Here is an 18,570-nt window from a genome sequence, read left to right as displayed (position 1 = left end):
CGCTTCGTCGTTCCGCGGGCGGGTCGGGGTGGGGGTCGCTCCGGACGCTACGCTGGCGGCCATGACGTTCCCGTCGCCGCTCGCGCAGCCTCCCCACGGCGACGGGGCCCTCGTCCCGCCTGCCGCGGGGGTGCCGGCCGTGCCGGTGCCGGCCCGACGGGGCCGACGCGCGCCGCTCTGGCTGTTCGCCCCGCTCATCCTGCTGCTCGCCGCGCTCGCCGCGTACCTCCTGACGTTCCTCGGCGCCGAGGCCGCGATCGTCGGCATGCTGCTCGCGCTGGTGCCGCTCGCAGCCGTGCTGCTGGCGATCCGTCTCGTCGACCGCTGGGAACCCGAACCGCGCAGCCTCGTCGCATTCGCCGTCGCGTGGGGCGCGGTGGCCGCGGTCGTGATCGCCCTGCTGGTCGACCTCGCCGTCGCGGCGACCGTCGGCGACATCGGTGCGGCATCCGCCGTCGTGCAGGCGCCGATCATCGAGGAGCTCGCGAAGGGGATCGGGGTGCTCATCGTGTTCGCCGTGGGCCGTCGTGCATTCGACGGACCCGTCGACGGCGTCGTGTACGGGGCACTCGTCGGCGCGGGGTTCGCCTTCACCGAGAACATCCTCTATTTCGCGACGAGTCTGCTCGAGGGCGGCGCGGCCGAGGCGTCGACGACGTTCTTCCTGCGCGGGATCCTCTCGCCGTTCGCCCACGTCATGTTCACCGCCGTCACCGGGTTCGCCGTCGGCGTCGCCGCGCGGCGCGGCCGGGCGGGGAGTGTCGCGGTGGCGTTCGCGTGGGGGCTCGCGGGTGCGATGCTGCTGCACGGTCTGTGGAACGCCGCGGCCGTCTACGGCGACTTCCTCGTGCTGTACGTCACGCTGCAGGTGCCGCTGTTCGTGCTGTTCGTCGTCGGGATCGCGATGCTCCGCCGCGAGGAGATGCGCCTCACCCGCACCCACCTCGGCGCCTACGCGGCCGCCGGGTGGTTCACCGCCGCCGAGGTGGACATGCTCGCCACACGGGGCGGGCGCGCCCGGGCGCTCGCCTGGTCGCGGGGCGCCCCGCCCGCCCGCCGCGACGCGATGCGCCGGCTCATCGCCGATGCCACCGCCCTCGCCGCGGCACGGCAGCGCGCCGTATCGGGACGCGATCCGCACGCTGCGGCGGAGGAGCGGATCTTCCTCGAGCGCACGGTGGCCGCGCGTCGCGCACTGGTGGGCTGAACCCGGCGGAACCCCGCCCGGACAGGAGCCCGGACAAAAGCTCAGCGCCCGGTGCTGCGGCGATGCCTGCGAGTCTTCCGGGCGCTGAGTTGATCTACGACCATGGTGCCGACCCCGGTCGCGACTGTCAAGAGCCCCCGCGCCGCCTCGGCCCGTGCTTGGATGGACGCATGAGCGACAACCGCACGAAGCCCGAGATCGACGCCCCCACCGAGCCGGCGCCCAGCCAGCTCGTCATCCGCGACATCATCGTCGGCGACGGTGCCGAGGCCAAGCCCGGCGACACCGTCACGGTCCACTACGCCGGCGTCGAGTACGAGTCCGGCGAGGAGTTCGACTCCTCCTGGGGGCGTGGCGAGAGCATCCAGTTCCCGCTGCGCGGCCTCATCCAGGGCTGGCAGGACGGCATCCCCGGCATGAAGGTCGGCGGCCGCCGCGAGCTCGTCATCCCGCCGCACCTGGCCTACGGTCCCGCCGGCGGGCACTTCCTCGGCGGCAAGACCCTCATCTTCGTGATCGACCTGCTGCAGGTCGGCTGACACACACCACGCGAAGGGCGGATGCCGCGGCATCCGCCCTTCGTGGTTCCCGGGAAGTTTTTACATTCTTGGGAATACATCCAGGATCCCCGTGTTGGATGGAGGCAGACCGTTCCCCTCACACGAAGGACAACTCTCATGACCGCTGCCACCACGATCGACGTCCCCGGCTACAAGGCGGGCACCTGGGTGCTCGACCCCTCCCACAGCGAGGTCACCTTCTCCGTCCGCCACATGATGATCTCGAAGGTGCGCGGCAACTTCGGTCTGAAGAGCGCCACGATCGAAGCTCCGGCCAACCCGCTCGAGGCGAAGGTCACCGCCTCGGTCGACGTCGCATCGGTCGACACCAAGGACGAGGCCCGCGACAACCACCTCCGTTCGGGCGACTTCTTCGACGCCGAGCAGTTCCCGACGCTCGAGTTCGCCTCCACCGGCGTGCGCTACGAGGGCGGCGACTTCCTCGTCGACGGTGACCTCACGATCCGCGGCATCACCAAGCCCGTCACCTTCGAGGTCGAGTTCGGCGGCTTCGGGACCGACCCGTGGGGCAACTACAAGGCCGGTGCGACGGCGACCACGGTCGTCAACCGCGAGGACTTCGGTCTCACGTGGAACGCCGCGCTCGAGACCGGAGGCGTGCTCGTCGGCAAGGACGTGACGATCACGCTCGACCTCCAGGGCGCCCTGCAGGCCTGATCCCCGCTTCCCCCGGATACGAGAGGGGCGGATGCCACGCGGCATCCGCCCCTCTCGCCGTCTCAGCCCGACACCGACACCGTCCGCCGGGCGAGATCCGCGCGCTCGACGAGGTCGGCGTGCACGGCCGCGACGCCGCGCCTTGAGACCGAGCGGCGCCGCGTCGTGCCGTCGAGGGTGACGAGGTGCGTCGGGTCGTCTCCGTCGGTGAGGTACACGGGCTGCACGATCGTCCAGTCGAGGTCCGACCCGCGCAGCACGCCCTCCTGGATCTCGGTGTCGGCGATCTGCGGCGCGATGAACATCGCGAACACGAGCCGATCGCGCAGCCGCAGCCGCGTCCTCGTCTCGCCGACGCCGTACGAGGACTGCACGATCACGCGGCGCACACCCGCCCGTCGCGCCGCTGCGACGAGGAGTGCGGTCGCGCGCGAGCGGACGTCGTCGGGCGTGCCCTGCGCGCCGCGCAGCCGTACGCGCAGCGTGGGCTCGGAGATGCCCAGGATCACGACGACCGCGTCGTGGCCGGGGAGCACGGCGTCGAGGTCGCGCGACGAGGTCGCGTCGCCGTCGACCGTCGTGAGCCCCGGCTGCCCGGGCAGGGCGGACGCGTGCCGTGAAAAGCCGGTCACACGGTGGCCGCGGGCGAGCAGGGCGGCGCAGGTGGCGCGTCCGGTGCCGCCGGTGGCGCCGATCACGAGGATGTTCATGGGAGTGCTCCATTCGTCGAGGTGCCACCACTCTGGCGTTGTCGATTCGGATGATCTATCGTCGGGCGTACCTGATTCTTGATCGAAAGTCCGAATTGACATGGATGTCCGCCCATGGGAGCACGCCGACGCCCTCACCGACGCGCTCTACGGGCTGCGGATGCGAGGCGCGTTCTATTCGTGGACGGAGGCGTCGGGGTCGGGATCGGTCGCGATGCCGGAGGTCGCCGAGACGCTCAGCTTCCATATCGTCGCGCAGGGCACCGCGTACCTCGAGGTGGAGGGCCGGGACGCCGTGGCGCTGCCGGCGGGTCACCTGGCGCTGGTGCCGCGGGGCATCGGCCACCGCGTCTCCACCGGCCCCGGGGCGCCTCTGCTCGGCCGCGCGGAGGACCTTCCGCAGACGATGCTCGGCGATGCGTTCTCCCTGCTGCGGATCGGCCCGGAGGCGATGGCGCCCGACCTCGCACTGCTGTGCGGGGTCGTCGCGTTCGACGCCCCGGTCGTGCAGGACATGCTCGCGGTGTTGCCGTCGATCCTGCAGGTCGACACGGCGCGGCACCCGGTCATGGCGGCGCTCGTCCCGCTGCTCTCCCGTGAACTCCGCGAGCCGCGACCGGGCGGCGACGCCGTCGCGACGCGGCTTGCCGACGTGCTCGTCGTCGAGACGGTGCGCGCGTGGCTGGCCGACGATCCGGATGCCGCCCAGGGATGGCTCGCGGCGCTCCGCGATGCGCAGCTCGGATCGGCGCTGGCCGCTGTGCACCGCGATCCCGGTGCGGACTGGTCGCTGTCCGAACTGGCGCGTCGTGCCCGGATGTCACGGTCCGCGTTCGCGGCACGTTTCGCGGCGGTCGTCGGCGTTCCGCCGATGACCTACGTGACGACCACGCGCATGCGCACCGCCCGGACGAGACTCGCGGCGGGGGAGACGGTCGCGGCTGTCGGCGCGTCGCTCGGCTACGGCTCGGAGGCCGCCTTCAGTCGTGCCTTCGCGCGGACCACGGGGGAGACTCCCGGACGGTTGCGCCGCCGCGTCGCGTGAGCTTAGCGCCGCCGTCGCGGACGCAGTCGGTTCTGCGCCAGCAGGATACCGAGGAAGACGAGCAGCGCACCGACAGGCTCGTTCCAGGTGAGCCGCTCGCCCAGCACGACCACGCCGAGCAGCACGCCCACCACCGGCGTGATGTACGTCACCGTCGAGGCGCGGGTGGGCCCCCACGCCCGCAGCACGTTCTGGTTCCAGATGTAGGCGACGCCGGTTCCGAGGCATCCGAGCAAGAGGAGGCTCGTGACGATCCAGCCGTCCAGCCGTACGGGGGTCGCCGCGACGAGCGGGGTGAGGGCGACGAGGATCGCGGCGCCGATGCCGATGTTCAGGAACGAGAAGGTGAGGGCCGACATGCCGCTGTCGGCCGTGAAGCGCCTCATGTACGCGAGCGAGAACCCGTAGCAGGCGGTCGCGCCGAGGATCGCGAGCTGGGCGACGACGCTCTGCGAGAGGTCGAGGCCCTGCCACGGGGCGATGATCGTCATCACCCCGGCGATGCCGACGAGGATGCCGGCGATCTGGAGCGCGCTGAGCTTCTCGACCCGGAACACCGCCCACGCCATGATCGCCGTCATGATCGGCGTCGTCGCGTTGTAGATGCTCGCGAGCCCCGAGGTGACGTACTGCTGCGCCCAGGAGAAGAGCAGGAAAGGCAGCACGCAGAAGGTCGTCGCGATGACGCTCATGTGCGCCCAGATGCGTGCGCCGCGGGGGAGGTGCTCGCGGCGCACCGCCACGAAGACGCCGAGGGTGAGCGCGCCGAGGACGAGGCGGGTCCACACCACCTGCCCCGGTGAGACGCCCTCGAGGGCCACCTTCATGAAGAGGAAGCTCGAGCCCCAGACGATGCCGCCCAGCACGAACTGCGCCGTGATCGACGACGTGCGGGAGGAGGGCCCGCGGGCGGGGGCGGGCGGGGCGGACGCGGTGGACACGGCGCGACTCTATGCCCGGGCGCCGACAGGCGGGGCATCACGCAGTGCCGCGTCCGGAATCCGCCGTCACTCGGCCGGATCCCGACGGTGGACGTCGCCGCCTGGGCGGCGCCGACGCCACGTCGGTGCGGGTCAGGGCTCCGGATGCAGCGCGTCGTAGTGGCGAAAGCGGGGGTTCAGACGCACGAGCAGGCCGACGAGGCCGATGATGACGAGGCCTCCCAGCAGCGGCGGGAACCACAGCGCCGCGAAGGTCGCGAGGGTGCCCGCGTACAGCGCGCCTACGCGCGGCCCGCCGGCGACCACGACGATGAAGATGCCCTGCAGCCTGCCGCGCACGGCATCCGGCACCGCCGCCTGCACCATCGTGTTGCGGAAGATCGAGCTCACGTTGTCGGCGGCGCCCGACACGGCCAGGCACACCGCCGCGGCGGCGATGAGCGCGAGGTTCGGCGTGTGCTCGTCGACGGTGGCGGGCGCGAACAGGCCGAACGCGGCACCCAGCAGCACGAGACCGAAGGCCGCGATCGCGGCGCCGTACACCTGGATGGCCCGCTCGATGCCGAGCCCCTGACGGCGGATGCGGCCCACGGGGCCGGAGAACACGCTCGAGACGAAGGCGCCGACGGCGACGGAGGCGGTGAGCACGCCGGTCGTGATCGGTCCGCCGCCCAGCAGCACCGCGCCGATCGCGGGGAGCAGCGACAGCGGCTGGCCGAAGGTCATCGCGATGATGTCGAGCAGGAACTGCAGTCGGATGTTGCCGGCGCGACGCAGGAAGCGGATGCCGTCGCGCAGCGACTGGAGGCCGGGCCGCACGACCGCGCCCTCGGGGCGGATGGCGGGCAGGGTCAGCAGCCCCAGGAACATCGCCGACATCAGCGCGACATCGAGCGTGTAGGTCCAGGCGTAGCCGGTGAACGCGACGAGCACGCCGGCCAGGGCGGGACCGGCCATGACCATGATGCCGACCGTGATGCCCTGCAGCGCCGACGCCGCCGGGAGCAGCTCGCGGGGGAGCAGGCGCGGCACGATCGACTGGCGCGCGGCCATGACGATGGAGTTCGCCGACGAGTTCACGACGCTCAGCACGTACAGCCACCACACCGTCTCCCACGCGTTCCACGCGAGGATCGCGAGCAGCAGTGTGGAGGCGAACGTCACGGTCGCCGCGATCAGCGCGACCCGGCGGCGGTCGAACGCGTCGGCCAGCATCCCTCCCCACAGCCCCGCGATCACCATCGGCACGAGGCCCGCGACGGCGATCATCGACACCGCGAACGTGTCGCCGGTGAGCTCGAACATGTGCAGCATGATCGCGACGATCGTGAGCTGACCGCCGAGGCCCGCGAGCGTCGAGCCGATCCACATCCGCGCGAACGCCGGGCTCGCCTTCAGTGGCGTGAGGTCGATGAGGTGGTCGCGGCTCAGCCGCGGCAGGCGCGGCCGGCCGGGCGGGGGAGGATCGGCAGACACTCGGTCCAGGGTAGTCCCGACCGCGTCGCGCCCGAGGCCGCGCGACTGGTAGACTCTTCAGGTTGCCGTTCGATCGGCCGCGGATAAAGAGAGCCCACGTATCAGGCGTCGGGCGCCGCGCAACGAAGAGGAAGGGGATCACCTATGGCACTGGAAGCAGACGTCAAGAAGGCGATCATCGAAGAGTACGCGACGCACCCCGGTGACACCGGATCCCCCGAGGTGCAGGTCGCGATGCTGACGCAGCGCATCAAGGACCTCACCGAGCACCTCAAGGAGCACAAGCACGACCACCACTCGCGTCGTGGCCTGTTCCTGCTCGTCGGTCAGCGCCGCCGTCTCCTGGGCTACCTCCAGGATGTCGACATCAACCGTTACCGCTCGCTCATCGAGCGCCTCGGTCTCCGTCGCTGAGCATCAGCGCACCAGCGTTCAATCGCGCGAAACATTCTTGAGAAGGCCGCCCACGGTGTGGGCGGCCTTCGTCGCGTTCACAGTGAGCGGCGCGGCGCTCAGGCGCGGGCGGCGAGCAGGTCGGCGTGCCACCGCTCGGCGACGTCGGGGTGCGCGCGCAGTCGTGATTTCAGTGCGTTCTCGCCGTAGCGAGCGTGGATGGGGTTGGACGGATCCTGCGTCACTCCGCGCGCCTTCGCCGCGAGCTCCGGCGGCAGCTCGATCAGCGGCAGGTTGGTGTCCAGCGCGGGGTTGAAGAAGAACGGCACCGAGATGCGGTCGTCGGGGAGCCGGGGCGACACCACGCGGTGGTTCGTCGCGATGAGGTATCCGCCGGTCGCGTACTCGAGCATCTCGCCGATGTTGACCACGAACGCGCCGGACACCGGCGGGGCGTCGACCCACGTGCCGTCGCGCTCGACCTGCAGTCCGCCCTTGCCCGGCTCCACCCACAGCAGGGTCAGCACGCCGGAGTCCTTGTGCGCGCCGACGCCCTGCCGGGGCTCGGGTGCGTCGGTGCCGGGGTAGCGGACGATCTTCAGCAGCGTCGAGGGTTCCCCGAAGTGCTCGTCGAAGAACGTCTCGGGAGCGCCGAGCGCGACCGCCCAGGCCCGCAGCAGCCGGCGGGCGACGCCGACGAGGTGTTCCTGCCAGGCGGATGCCACCTCGCGCAGTTCCGGCTGCGCCTCGGGCCAGATGTTCGGACCGATCAGGCGCGCGTAGTCGGGGGCGTCCGGGTCGTCGATCGCGGGACGCTCGGGGCCGATGTCGATCTGCTCCCGCCAGTCCACCTTCCCCTGCGTGCGCTCGCCGCCGATGCGGGTGTAGCCGCGGAAGTGCGGGCTGCGCACGTTCTCGATCGCGAGCTTGTCGGCCTCGGGGAGCGCGAAGAACGCCCGCGCCGTGCGATGCAGCCGCGACTCCAGGTCGGGCGGGAGACCCGTGCCGGTGAGGTAGAAGAACCCGACGTCGTGGGTCGCACGGCGAAGCTCGTCACGGAACCGCTCCGCCTCGGCGGGTCCCTGGTCCAGGAGCGACAGGTCGAGCACCGGCAGGTTCAGATCGGTCATGGTCCGACGCTAGGACGCCGGCGGAGCGGCATCCGCTTTGTTGCCGCGTATGACCGGCCGGCGGCCGGGAACGACGTCAGCGGGGGCGGCGCGAGCCCGTCGGGTCGTCGCGGCGCCCCTCGCGGCCGGCGAGTGTCGCATCGGCGAACAGCCATGCCGGGCGGGGCTCGACGAAGGGACGGAAGACGACGCGCACCGGCTTCGTCGCGAGCACCAGGGCGATCGCGACCGAGACCGCGATCACCGACGGCAGCCACAGCCACGTCGGCTCGGCGTGCCGCAGCAGGCCGTTCTCTCTGAACGGGTACAGCACGAACGAGTGGAGCAGGTAGACGTACATCGTGTACTGGCCGAAGTGGGTCCACCAGTACGAGCCGCGCGGCACGAGCGCGAAGAACGCAGCCGACAGCACGAGCGCGATCGCCATGAGCGACAGGCGCACTCCGCCCGACCACCACGGCCCGCCGAGGTCGCTGTAGCTGTCGTCGTAGAACAGCCATTCGCGCAGGTTCACCGCACGCCAGGTGTCGACGAAGAACCACGCCGCCCAGCCGGCCACCGCCAGCACGGCGCCCGCGAGTGCCCGCACCCACCAGCGTCGCCGGCGGATCAGGTCGAACCGCTCGAGCACCTTGTGATGGGCGAGCCACCAGCCGAGCGTGAAGAACGGCAGCAGGCCCAGGGTGCGCGACAGCGAGAGTGTCGAGTCGACGTTCTCCCAGTAGCCGACGAGCACCGAGATGAGGATCGTCCAGGCCAGCGGCCACCGCAGCAGCGCGAGATAGGGGAGGACGAGCCGGAACAGGGCGAGGGCGATGAGGAACCAGAGGGTCCACGACGGCTCGGTGAAGTTCGGCTCCGCCTGGCCCTCGACGAGCCACTTCGTGAGCGTCCACAGGCCCTCGAAGATGAGGTACGGCAGCACGATGTCGGTGATGACCCGCGCCATGCGGGTGCGCGTGGGGGAGTCCGACTTGGAGAAGTAGCCCGAGATGATCGCGAACGCGGGCATGTGGAACGCGTAGACGAGCAGGTAGAGGCCGAGCGCGACATCCGAGTCGTAGGTAAGCCGCTGGATCGCGTGTCCCAGCACCACCAGAACGATGCACGCGAACCGTGCGTTGTCCCACAGCGGCACACGGCGGCGCTTGGCAGTCGCGGGGACAGGTCCGGTGCGGGGAGGGGTGGGCGTGCTCATGCTGGAGCAACCCTACCCAGGTCGGCCGGGAACGACGGATGCCGGCGGCCCCGGGGAACGGGCCGCCGGCATCCGTGCGCGAGAGATGTCAGACGCCAGGACGGTTCATGTCCGGCACCTCGATCGCCGTGGTCGTGGGCGACGTGAACCGGTTGAGGAACGCCATCGCGACGCCCTCGATGAGCTGGTCGAACATCCAGAACGTGGCGGGCATGATCGGGAGGAACCCCTCGCGGTACCTGATGTAGGCCGGCCATCCCGTCTTGATGAGGGCGGCCGACGCGTAGTCGCGCTTGAGCGAGAGGGAGTCCGCCACGTAGTCGCCGAGCTGATACCGCACGAACTCGTTGAGGAAGCCGCGCGTCAGCCCGAGGTCGATCTGTGCCGTCAGCCCGAGCAGCACCTCGGCGAGGTCCTTGCCCTCGGGCGTGGACACCATGATCGGATCGAGCGTCTGCGCCGCCTGTGCGTGCGCGGCCGCCCACGTCGCCGGGATGAACTCGTCCCGCACGCCGAGCAGGTGCAGCGCGACCTGCCAGGAGTGCAGGAACGCCTCTTCGTCGGCCGCCGACATCCGCACGCCCCACTCCTTCAGCTTCTTGTGCACGAAGGTGCCCGTGGAGTGGAAGGTGACGAGGATGTCGTGGTTGCTGATGGGTATCGTCTCGTCGGCGACCGCGCGCCAGTAGGGCGACTGCGGCAGCAGGTGGCGCACCGAGGCGTGCACGATGCGCGTCTTGTTCGCCGTGACCAGGAACTGCCCCTGCGGCTCCATCGCCTTGAGGTCGCCCAGGTCGTAGCCGAACGTGAAGGTCTTCGCGGCGCGATCCTGCATGTCGGCGCCGCCCTTGGACCAGTACACCGAACGGGCCTCGCGGGGGATCATCGTGCTCATGATGCCGCCGCCGATGCCGTAGATGAAGAACATATACATGTCCTTGCGCCGGTTGAAGTCCGCGGCCAGCTTGAGCTTGTTCATGTCGGCCCACGGCGGCAGCTTCACGTGCTGGGTGAACCACGTGCCGAGCTCGGGCGGGAGGGTGTCGACCGGGATCGGGTCGTTGTTGTTGACCCAATTGCGCATCGCGTCGTTGATCTGGCGGGTCTGGCCCGCCTCGATCGCGCGCTTCATGATGCCGTCGATCTCGTCGTCCCAGACCCACTGCGGATCGGTGCCGGTGCCGGTGCCGACCGCGGCGATCGATCCGCTGGACGACCACGACCAGGCCGGCGAGGCGGCGCCCAGGGCGACGCCGGAGAAGCCCATCGCGGCGCCGAGGGTGAGTAACCCGCGTCTGCTCAGTTCGGGCATTGGGGGACCTGCCTTCCGAGGAGGGACGGACGGCGTCCGCGGCATCCGCATCGATGCCTCCACGATCGCAGCCCGTCCGGCGAACACTTGTGATTTGCCGTTAACATAGCCGTGCCTTCAGTCGAGCACAAGGATGCGGGGAAGTGAATGGGAATTCTCTAACGTGTGCTGCCCGGACGACGGATGCAGGCCCGACGGAGAGGTGCCGGGAATAATGTGGCCGTGCCGCTGTTCTCTCAGATACATGCAAATGAATAGACTGGGCCTGACGGAGTCCAGAGAAGGAGCAGAGACCGTGAGCGAGAACACCACCTGGCCGGGAATGCAGTTCGGCATCTTCACGGTCAGCGACATCACCCAGGATCCGACGACCGGGGAGACGCCCAGCGAGGCCGAGCGCATCCGCGCCACGCTGACGATCGCCAAGCACGCGGAGGAGGTCGGCCTCGACGTCTTCGCGCTCGGCGAGCACCACAACCCGCCGTTCTGGTCGAGTTCGCCGACGACGACCCTCGCGTACATCGCCGCGCAGACCGAACGCCTCGTCTTGTCGACCGCAACGACCCTCATCACGACGAACGACCCGGTGAAGATCGCCGAGGACTTCGCGATGCTGCAGCACGTCTCCGGCGGTCGCACCGATCTCATGCTCGGCCGCGGCAACACCGGACCGGTCTATCCGTGGTTCGGCAAGGACATCCGCCAGGGCCTGCCGCTGGCGATCGAGAACTACGCGCTGCTGCACAAGCTGTGGCGTGAGGACGTCGTGGACTGGGAGGGCAAGTTCCGCACGCCGTTGCAGGGCTTCACGTCGACGCCGCGCCCGCTCGACGGTGTCGCGCCGTTCGTGTGGCACGGCTCCATCCGCACGCCGGAGATCGCCGAGCAGGCCGCATATTACGGTGACGGATTCTTCGCGAACAACATCTTCTGGCCGGCCGAGCACTACCAGCGTCTCATCGCGCTCTACCGCCAGCGCTGGGAGCACTACGGACACGGCGCGCCCGAGACGGCCGTCGTCGGTCTCGGCGGGCAGGCGTTCATGGCGAAGAACTCGCAGGATGCCGTCACGCGGTTCCGTCCGTACTTCGACAACGCGCCCGTCTACGGGCACGGGCCCTCGCTCGAGGACTTCACCGAGATGACCCCCTTGACCGTCGGGTCGCCGCAGCAGGTCATCGACCGCTACGCCGGCATGCGCGAGCTGTTCGGCGACTACCAGCGTCAGCTCTTCCTCATGGACCACGCGGGTCTGCCGCTGAAGACGGTGCTCGAGCAGCTCGACATCCTCGGCGGCGAGGTCGTCCCGGTGCTGCGCCGCGAGTTCGCGAAGGACCGTCCGGCGAACGTGCCCGACGCGCCGACCCACGCGAACCTCGTGCGCGCGGCGTACGGCGACGGGCCGTCGCGGCAGGCGACGCCGCGAGCGAACCGCGGCGACAACCTCTCGGGCCCTTCGCCCTACCAGGACGCCCCCGCCCCCGCAGGTGCCGCGTTCGGCCTGGGTGGTGCACGATGACCGCCCGGCGCATCGCCGTCGTGTCGGCGGGACTGTCCAACCCCTCCTCGACCCGGATGCTGGCCGACCGGCTCGCCGCGGCCACTGTCGCGCAGCTCGCCGAGCGCGGTGTGGAGGCATCCGTCGACACGATCGAACTGCGCGACCTCGCGCACGACATCACCAACAACCTGCTGACCGGCTTCGCGCCGCCCGCGCTGGAGACGGCGATCAACACCGTCGTCTCCGCCGACGCGCTCATCGCGGTGACGCCGATCTTCTCGACGAGCTACTCGGGACTGTTCAAGTCGTTCATCGACGTGCTCGACCCCGATGCGCTCACCGGGATGCCGGTGCTCATCGGCGCGAACGCCGGCACCGCCCGACACTCGCTGGCGATCGACTACGCGATCCGTCCGCTGTTCGCGTACCTCCACGCCGAGGCGGTCTCGACGGGTGTGTTCGCCGCATCCGCCGACTGGGGCGCGCACGCCGACGAGGTGGCGCCGCTGAGCTCGCGCGTCGACCGGGGCGCCCGCGAGCTGGCCGACGCGGTGGCGCGCCGCGAGCCCGCCGGAAGCGCCGACCCGTTCGATCCGGCGAACTACCTGGGCGAGGGCCGCTCCTTCGGCCACCTCCTCGGCGGCCTCGCCGGCGACTAACCCGCCCGCCCCGGGGCCGGCCGCCCCGGCCCCGTCCCGGTTCCGCGCACCGTCCGATGGTTGAGCAGCCCCCGCCCGCGCCGTCCGGTGGTTGAGTAGCGCGCGCAGCGCGCGTATCGAAACCCACCGAACCCGGCATCGGTCGAGGGTGCTCAGGCGGGGTCGAGTTCTCCACACCCCCCTCGGACTTTCGAATCAATGTCCGAGGCCAGTGGGAGAATCAGAGCATGTCGACGTTCACGAAGATCACCACCCCGGAGGACGATCTCACCGTCCTGGGTGAGATCGTCGCGGGCTTCGAAGCGAACGCTGTCGAGCTGCGTGCCGCGCAAATCGCGGAAGTGCGACTTCTCGCCCGTGCCGGTCAGCTCGCCGACGCGCAGACCGCCGGTTCTCCTTTGCGGGTGCGTGAGCACGACATGGCGTTGCGGTCCATCGCCGCCGAGATCGGCGGCGTGCTGCACGTAACCGACCGCACCGTGCAGGCGCGGATCGGTGATGCCCGGTCGCTGGTGGAGATGTACCCGCTGACCCTCGCGGCATGGGAGTCAGGGCAGATCACCAAGGGTCAGGTTCAAGTGATCACGGATGCCGGTGACGTCGTCCCCGCGTCTCGACGCCCGGAGTTCGACGCGGAAGCGATCACCCAGTGTGAGGGCCGTACCCCGAACCGGCTGCGTCCGATCCTGCAGCTCCTCGCGGAACGATTCACCGACCGTTCGTTCACGGAACGCCACCAGGAAGCCGCCGCGGCCCGGTGCGTGCGGGTGTTCCCGGGGCGGGATGGGATGTGCGACGTGGTCGCGACGGTGCCGACGGTGATCGGGGACGGGATCCTCGACCGCCTGACTCAGCAAGCACAGGCCGTGATCGACGCGCGCGACCCGGACGAAGGTGACGAACGTGGGATCGACGCGGTCCGCACGGATGTGCTCACCGACCTCCTCCTCGCCGGCACGCCCGCCCTCGACCCGACCGCGACTGGTGATCAGCCCGGCACCCTCGGGTCGATTCGCGCGCAGGTGCAGGTGGTCGTCCCGGCGCTCACGTTGGTGGGTGCGGATGAGGGTCCGGCTGATCTGGTGGGGCGTTCCCCGATCGATGCCGACACGGCTCGGTGCCTCGCACAACAGTCCCCGTCGTTGACGAGGTTGCTCACCGATCCGGTGCGTGGGTCGGTGATCGCGATCGACGCGTACCGTCCCGTCTGGTCCCAGCGTCGGTTCCTTCGGGCGAGGGATCAGCATTGCCGGTTCCCGGGATGCCGGAGGGCAGCGATCCGGTGCGAGATCGACCACACCATCGACCACGCCCTCGGCGGCCCCACGACCCTCGGCAACCTCGCTCACCTGTGTCAGAGGCATCACTCGATGAAGCAGTTCACCCGGTGGCGGGTCCGACAACTCCCGGGTGGTGTCCTGGAATGGACCTCACCCCTTGGCAGAACCTACCGCGAAGACACCCCACAACCCCCGGTCGCCTTCACCCCTGCCACCCCACCCGCCAGCGCCGAGTCCCTCGAGCCGGCACCGTTCTGACGCCCCCGCACCCTCCGGTGGTTGAGTAGCGCGCGCAGCGCGCGTATCGAAACCCGCGCACCCACCAACACCGCCGAGGTCCGGCGCGTTTCGACTCGTCGCTTCGCTCCTCGCTCAACGACCGGGAGCCCCCGGTGGTTGAGTAGCCGGCGAAGCCGGCGTATCGAAACCCGTGCACGACCACCGATGCCAAGCCCGGCGCGTTTCGACTCGTCGCGGAGCTCCTCGCTCAACGACCGGGAGCTTCCGGTGGTTGAGTAGCCGGCGTATCGAAACCCGTGCGCCGGATGTCAGAGGATCTGGCCGATGGGCTCTCGCTTCTCAGCCTGGAAGCGGTCCTCCGTGCGGCCGCGCGCCCAGTAACCCGAGAGCGACACCTGTCCGCGCTCGAGCCCCCGCTCATCGAACAGCACACGCCGGATCGCCTTCATCGACTCGCGCTCCCCGTGGGCGAAGACCTGCACGCGCCCCTCGCGCCACTCGACATTGCGCAGCGCCGCAGCGAGATGCTCCGGATCGTGGGACGCGTCCACGAGCCAGACGACCGTGACACCGGCCGGCGCGGAGAGCGGGATCTCCCCCTCCGGCCCGTCGATCTCGATCACCGCGGTGCCGACCGCGTCGACGGGCAGCGCCTCGAGCGCGGCGGCGATCGCGGGCACCGCGGAAAGGTCGCCCGCGAGCAGGTGCCAATCGGCATCCGCATCGGGGGAGTAGCCGCCTCCCGGACCCATCAGACTGAGGCGCTCGCCGCCCTGCGCCGCCGCAGCCCACGGCCCCGCGAGTCCCTCGTCGCCGTGCACGACGAAATCGATCGTCAGCGTGCGCGCCTCGTGGTCGACACGACGGATGGTGTAGGTGCGCGTGACGGGGAGTCCGTCCGCTCCGGTGAACTTGAGCTTCGCGTACTTGTCGGTCTCGGGTCGGTCCTCGAACTGCGCGAACCCGTCGCCACCGAGGGTGATGCGCACGAGGTGCGGACTGAGCCGCTCGGACGCCACCACCTCGAACTCGAGCGTCGGACGCGGCGGACGGGCGGTCGTGCGTGAGGAGAGAGCCACCCGTCCACGCTATCGGCCGTGAGGCGGGGTGGCGCGAGCGGGACGTCGCCTGCTGATAGGTTGCGGACGACACTGTGCGAACACTGGAGGTTCCGTGGCGGAACGCAGCACCTGGATCCTCGTCGACGGCGAGAACATCGACGCGACGCTCGGCGGCTCGATCCTCGGCCGACGCCCGCAGTCCGACGAGCGTCCCCGCTGGGACCGCCTGCTGGGCTTCATCGAGGAGCGCTGGGACCAGCACGCGCAGGGGCTGTTCTTCCTGAACGCGTCGACCCACCTGCCGATGCCGTTCGTGCAGGCGTTGCTCGCCCTCGGGTACCGGCCCGTGCCGCTGTCGGGCCCCGCCGAGGCGAAGGTCGTCGACCTCGCCATACAGCGCACGCTGCGCGCACTCGAAGCGCGCGACGCCGACGTCGTGCTCGTCAGCCACGACCGCGACTTCGTCGACGAGGTCGGCGCGCTCGCCGACGGACGCCGCCGCGTCGGCGTGCTCGGCTTCCACGAGTTCCGCAGCTCCGAGTTCTCGGCGATCCCCGGCATCGAGCTGTTCGACATCGAGTACGACGCCCACGCGTTCGACGTCACCCTGCCGCGGGTGCGCGTCATCCCGATCGAGCAGTTCGACCCGGCAGAGTTCCTCGACTGATGCCCGCGACACCGGTCACCGCAGCCACCGCCCACCTGCTCGACGGTCGCGTCGTGCTCGTCACCGGCGCCGGCCGGGGCGCCGGCGTCGGCATCGCGCGCCGCCTCGCCGACCACGGCGCGTCGGTGGCCGTCAACTACGCCGCCAGCCGCGAGGGCGCGGATGCCCTCGTCGCCGAGATCCGCGCCGCCGGAGGCACGGCCGCCGCATTCGGCGCCGACGTCCGCGACCCGGCATCCGTCGCCGCGATGGTCGACGACATCGAGCGCACGCTCGGCCGGCTCGACGCCGTCGTCAACAACGCCATCGCCGGCGACCAGCAGAAGGACTTCGACGAGGCGACCCTCGCGCACTACGACCGCATGTACGACTTCGCGGTGCGCGCCGTCGTCACGACCACCCAGGCGGCGCTTCCGGCATTCGAACGCGCCGGCGGCGGCCGCATCGTCAACGTCGTCTCCGAGCTGTGGAACTCCTCGCCGGCGGGCTGGTCGCCCTACACCGCGGCGAAGGGCGCGATGGTGGGCCTGTCGCGCAGCCTCTCCGCGGAACTCGCGCCCCGCGGAGTCACCGTCAACATGGTGGCTCCCGGCTGGATGATCGCGGATGCCGCCGACGAGGCGTCGGAGGGCTCCCGGTCGTACACCCGCGAGCTGCCGCTCGGACAGCGCCCCCACCCCGAAGACATCGGCGACGTCATCGCGTTCTACCTGAGCGAGCTCGCCGCCGGCGTCACCGGCGCCTACCTGCTCGTCAACGGCGGCAAGTACACGCAGACGGGCGTGTGAGACGCCGCGGCACGGCCGCGCGACGTCACAGTTCGACACCGAAGGGAATGCCCGACTGGGCAATCCGCTTAGCCTTGGAGTGCGCCATCGCGCACATCACACAGCTTCGCGCACCACGCGGCACCCACACACAGCTGAGGACACCCATGCACAAGAGACGATTCGGACTGGCTGCGGTCATCGCCGCCGCCGCGCTGGCGGTCACCGCCTGCGCGCCGAGCGCCGGCACGACGACCGAGCCCTCGACCAGCGCCGCCACCGGCAGCTTCACCTACGCGATCGCGAGCGACCCGACGTCGCTGAACCCGATCAACGTCAGCGACCGCTGGGGCCTCACCGTCACGAACCTCGTCTACTCGCCGCTGGCCCGCGTCGAGGGCGACGGCACCGTCGTCAACGAGCTGGCCGACACGATCACCCCCGCCGAGGACGGCCTGTCGGTCACCGTCGTGCTCAAGGACGGCCTGCTGTGGTCTGACGGCGAGCCGGTCACCGCCGACGACGTCGTGTTCACCTACACGAACAAGGCGGTCAAGGAGAACGGCAACGCCGACCTGCTGTGGGTGGGCGACCAGCCGATCACCGCCGAGGCGACCGATGAGAAGACCGTCGTCTTCCACCTGCCGTCCATCAGCGCCGCCGCCCTCAGCAACATCGCGACGGAGACCTACATCATCCCGGAGCACGTCTACAAGGACGTCACCGACTTCTCCGCCGCCGAGCTCGACCCGGCCGCCGTCGGATCGGGCCCCTACAAGCTCACGAAGTACGAGCGCGGCCAGTACCTCACGTTCGAGGCGAACGAGAACTACTACGGCCCGAAGCCGAACATCCCCGAGCTGACGCTGCGCATCGTCGCCAACGCCGACACCGTCAAGACGGCGCTGCAGACCGGTGAGGCCGACGCCTCGTTCGTCACCGCCGACCAGATCGACGAGCTGACCGCATCCGGCGTCGACATCTACCCGTACGCGGAGGGGCGCGTGGCCTACCTGGGCCTGAACGCCGCGAAGCTGACCGACCCGAAGGTGCGCCAGGCCATCTTCTACGCCCTCGACCGCGAAGAGATCGACACCGCCGCATTCCTGTCCGACGAGTACTACCAGCCGGCGTACACGATCCTCCCGCCGAGCAACCCGTTCGCGACCGAAGACGTCGAGAAGTACGAGCAGGACACCGACGAGTCGGCGAAGCTGCTCACCGAGTCCGGCGTGCAGGACGTCGAGTTCACCCTCGCCTACGCCGGCGCCGACCCGGTGCAGACCACCCAGGCCACGATCATCCAGCAGCAGCTGCAGGCGATCGGCATCCGCGTGCAGCTGGCGGGCGTCGAGCCGCAGGCCGTCTACACCGAGATCGAGAAGGGCGCGGCGTCGCAGTATGACGCGTTCCTCGGCGGCTACATCATGGGTCAGGACCCCGACGCGTACAGCCTGCTGTACCGCTCGGGCGCCTCGGCGAACTACTTCGGCTACTCCAACCCGGCCACCGACGCGCTGTTCGACCAGGGGGCGACCGAGCTCGACCCCGACAAGCGCAAGGCCGTCTACGCCGATCTGCAGGCGCAGATCGCGCAGGATGCCGTCGTCTACCCGCTCGCGGACAACCTCAAGATCCTCGCCGTCAACTCCCGCATCGGCGGCGTCGACGAGGCCCGCACGGTGCCGATCTACACGCTCGAGAACTTCGGTCTGCTGACCGAGAAGTGATACACCGGATGCCGT

At 70.1% G+C, this 18,570-nt stretch carries 18 protein-coding genes; 11 read left to right on the top strand and 7 right to left on the bottom strand.

The genetic code is table 11. The features are described from left to right. Positions 1-61: 61 nt before the first annotated feature. From C7474_RS10430 to C7474_RS10420, 3 genes are all read left to right on the top strand, one after another. Positions 62-1,207 (top strand): PrsW family intramembrane metalloprotease, encoded by a 1,146-nt coding sequence (locus C7474_RS10430; protein WP_121059755.1) that lies wholly within the window; start codon positions 62-64, stop codon positions 1,205-1,207. Positions 1,208-1,377: 170 nt separating this feature from the next. After that, positions 1,378-1,746 carry an FKBP-type peptidyl-prolyl cis-trans isomerase gene (locus C7474_RS10425; RefSeq protein ID WP_121059753.1) on the top strand — a complete coding sequence of 123 codons (369 nt, stop codon included), beginning with the start codon at positions 1,378-1,380 and terminating at the stop codon, positions 1,744-1,746. A gap of 138 nt (positions 1,747-1,884) precedes the next feature. Next, positions 1,885-2,445 carry a YceI family protein gene (locus tag C7474_RS10420; protein WP_121059751.1) on the top strand — a complete coding sequence of 187 codons (561 nt, stop codon included), beginning with the start codon at positions 1,885-1,887 and terminating at the stop codon, positions 2,443-2,445. Positions 2,446-2,507: 62 nt separating this feature from the next. Here the strand turns inward: C7474_RS10420 and C7474_RS10415 are convergent, their stop codons facing one another. Beyond that, positions 2,508-3,155, bottom strand: coding sequence for an NAD(P)-dependent oxidoreductase (locus C7474_RS10415; protein WP_121059749.1), 648 nt, complete (start codon positions 3,153-3,155; stop codon positions 2,508-2,510). A 100-nt stretch (positions 3,156-3,255) separates the two neighbouring features. On the opposite strand from C7474_RS10415, the gene C7474_RS10410 reads away from it, so the two are divergent. Continuing rightward, a complete protein-coding gene (locus C7474_RS10410; protein WP_121059747.1) occupies positions 3,256-4,200 on the top strand; it encodes an AraC family transcriptional regulator in 945 nt (314 codons plus the stop codon). A 2-nt stretch (positions 4,201-4,202) separates the two neighbouring features. On the opposite strand, the gene C7474_RS10405 is transcribed toward C7474_RS10410, so the two are convergent. Both C7474_RS10405 and C7474_RS10400 read right to left on the bottom strand, forming a co-directional pair. Next, positions 4,203-5,141 carry a DMT family transporter gene (locus tag C7474_RS10405; protein WP_121059745.1) on the bottom strand — a complete coding sequence of 313 codons (939 nt, stop codon included), beginning with the start codon at positions 5,139-5,141 and terminating at the stop codon, positions 4,203-4,205. Between the two features lie 132 nt (positions 5,142-5,273). Next, complete coding sequence (locus C7474_RS10400) at positions 5,274-6,572, bottom strand: MFS transporter (protein WP_121060685.1); 1,299 nt, start codon at positions 6,570-6,572, stop codon at positions 5,274-5,276. A gap of 189 nt (positions 6,573-6,761) precedes the next feature. Here C7474_RS10400 and rpsO point away from each other — a divergent pair, with 189 nt between their 5' ends. Next, a complete protein-coding gene (gene rpsO / locus C7474_RS10395) occupies positions 6,762-7,031 on the top strand; it encodes a 30S ribosomal protein S15 (protein WP_018187174.1) in 270 nt (89 codons plus the stop codon). Between the two features lie 98 nt (positions 7,032-7,129). On the opposite strand, the gene C7474_RS10390 is transcribed toward rpsO, so the two are convergent. The 3 genes from C7474_RS10390 to C7474_RS10380 all read right to left on the bottom strand — a co-directional run bounded on the left by C7474_RS10390 (position 7,130) and on the right by C7474_RS10380 (position 10,650). Beyond that, complete coding sequence (locus C7474_RS10390) at positions 7,130-8,140, bottom strand: isopenicillin N synthase family dioxygenase (protein ID WP_121059743.1); 1,011 nt, start codon at positions 8,138-8,140, stop codon at positions 7,130-7,132. A gap of 76 nt (positions 8,141-8,216) precedes the next feature. Continuing rightward, a complete protein-coding gene (locus tag C7474_RS10385; protein ID WP_121059741.1) occupies positions 8,217-9,338 on the bottom strand; it encodes an acyltransferase family protein in 1,122 nt (373 codons plus the stop codon). An 88-nt stretch (positions 9,339-9,426) separates the two neighbouring features. Next, positions 9,427-10,650, bottom strand: coding sequence for an oxygenase MpaB family protein (locus C7474_RS10380; protein ID WP_121059739.1), 1,224 nt, complete (start codon positions 10,648-10,650; stop codon positions 9,427-9,429). Between the two features lie 322 nt (positions 10,651-10,972). Here C7474_RS10380 and C7474_RS10375 point away from each other — a divergent pair, with 322 nt between their 5' ends. The 3 genes from C7474_RS10375 to C7474_RS10365 all read left to right on the top strand — a co-directional run bounded on the left by C7474_RS10375 (position 10,973) and on the right by C7474_RS10365 (position 14,348). Further along, complete coding sequence (locus C7474_RS10375) at positions 10,973-12,169, top strand: LLM class flavin-dependent oxidoreductase (protein WP_121060683.1); 1,197 nt, start codon at positions 10,973-10,975, stop codon at positions 12,167-12,169. Continuing rightward, positions 12,166-12,810: an FMN reductase gene (locus C7474_RS10370; protein WP_121059737.1), complete on the top strand. Its 645-nt coding sequence runs from the start codon at positions 12,166-12,168 to the stop codon at positions 12,808-12,810. Before C7474_RS10375 ends, C7474_RS10370 begins: the two co-directional genes overlap by 4 nt. A gap of 227 nt (positions 12,811-13,037) precedes the next feature. Further along, the gene (locus C7474_RS10365; RefSeq protein WP_121059735.1) at positions 13,038-14,348 is read left to right on the top strand and encodes an HNH endonuclease signature motif containing protein; all 1,311 of its coding nucleotides are present in this window, start codon (positions 13,038-13,040) and stop codon (positions 14,346-14,348) included. A gap of 290 nt (positions 14,349-14,638) precedes the next feature. On the opposite strand, the gene C7474_RS10360 is transcribed toward C7474_RS10365, so the two are convergent. Further along, positions 14,639-15,409: a siderophore-interacting protein gene (locus C7474_RS10360; RefSeq protein ID WP_121059733.1), complete on the bottom strand. Its 771-nt coding sequence runs from the start codon at positions 15,407-15,409 to the stop codon at positions 14,639-14,641. 94 nt (positions 15,410-15,503) lie between these two features. Here C7474_RS10360 and C7474_RS10355 point away from each other — a divergent pair, with 94 nt between their 5' ends. The 3 genes from C7474_RS10355 to C7474_RS10345 all read left to right on the top strand — a co-directional run bounded on the left by C7474_RS10355 (position 15,504) and on the right by C7474_RS10345 (position 18,555). Next, positions 15,504-16,058: an NYN domain-containing protein gene (locus C7474_RS10355; protein WP_121059731.1), complete on the top strand. Its 555-nt coding sequence runs from the start codon at positions 15,504-15,506 to the stop codon at positions 16,056-16,058. Continuing rightward, complete coding sequence (locus C7474_RS10350) at positions 16,058-16,846, top strand: SDR family NAD(P)-dependent oxidoreductase (protein ID WP_121059729.1); 789 nt, start codon at positions 16,058-16,060, stop codon at positions 16,844-16,846. The genes C7474_RS10355 and C7474_RS10350 overlap by 1 nt, the downstream gene beginning before the upstream one ends. 146 nt (positions 16,847-16,992) lie before the next feature. Beyond that, a complete protein-coding gene (locus C7474_RS10345; protein ID WP_121059727.1) occupies positions 16,993-18,555 on the top strand; it encodes an ABC transporter substrate-binding protein in 1,563 nt (520 codons plus the stop codon). Positions 18,556-18,570: the final 15 nt, after the last annotated feature.

This window comes from Microbacterium telephonicum (assembly GCF_003651225.1).
GTDB lineage: Bacteria > Actinomycetota > Actinomycetes > Actinomycetales > Microbacteriaceae > Microbacterium > Microbacterium telephonicum.
This window is presented reverse-complemented; position numbering and strand designations above follow the sequence as displayed.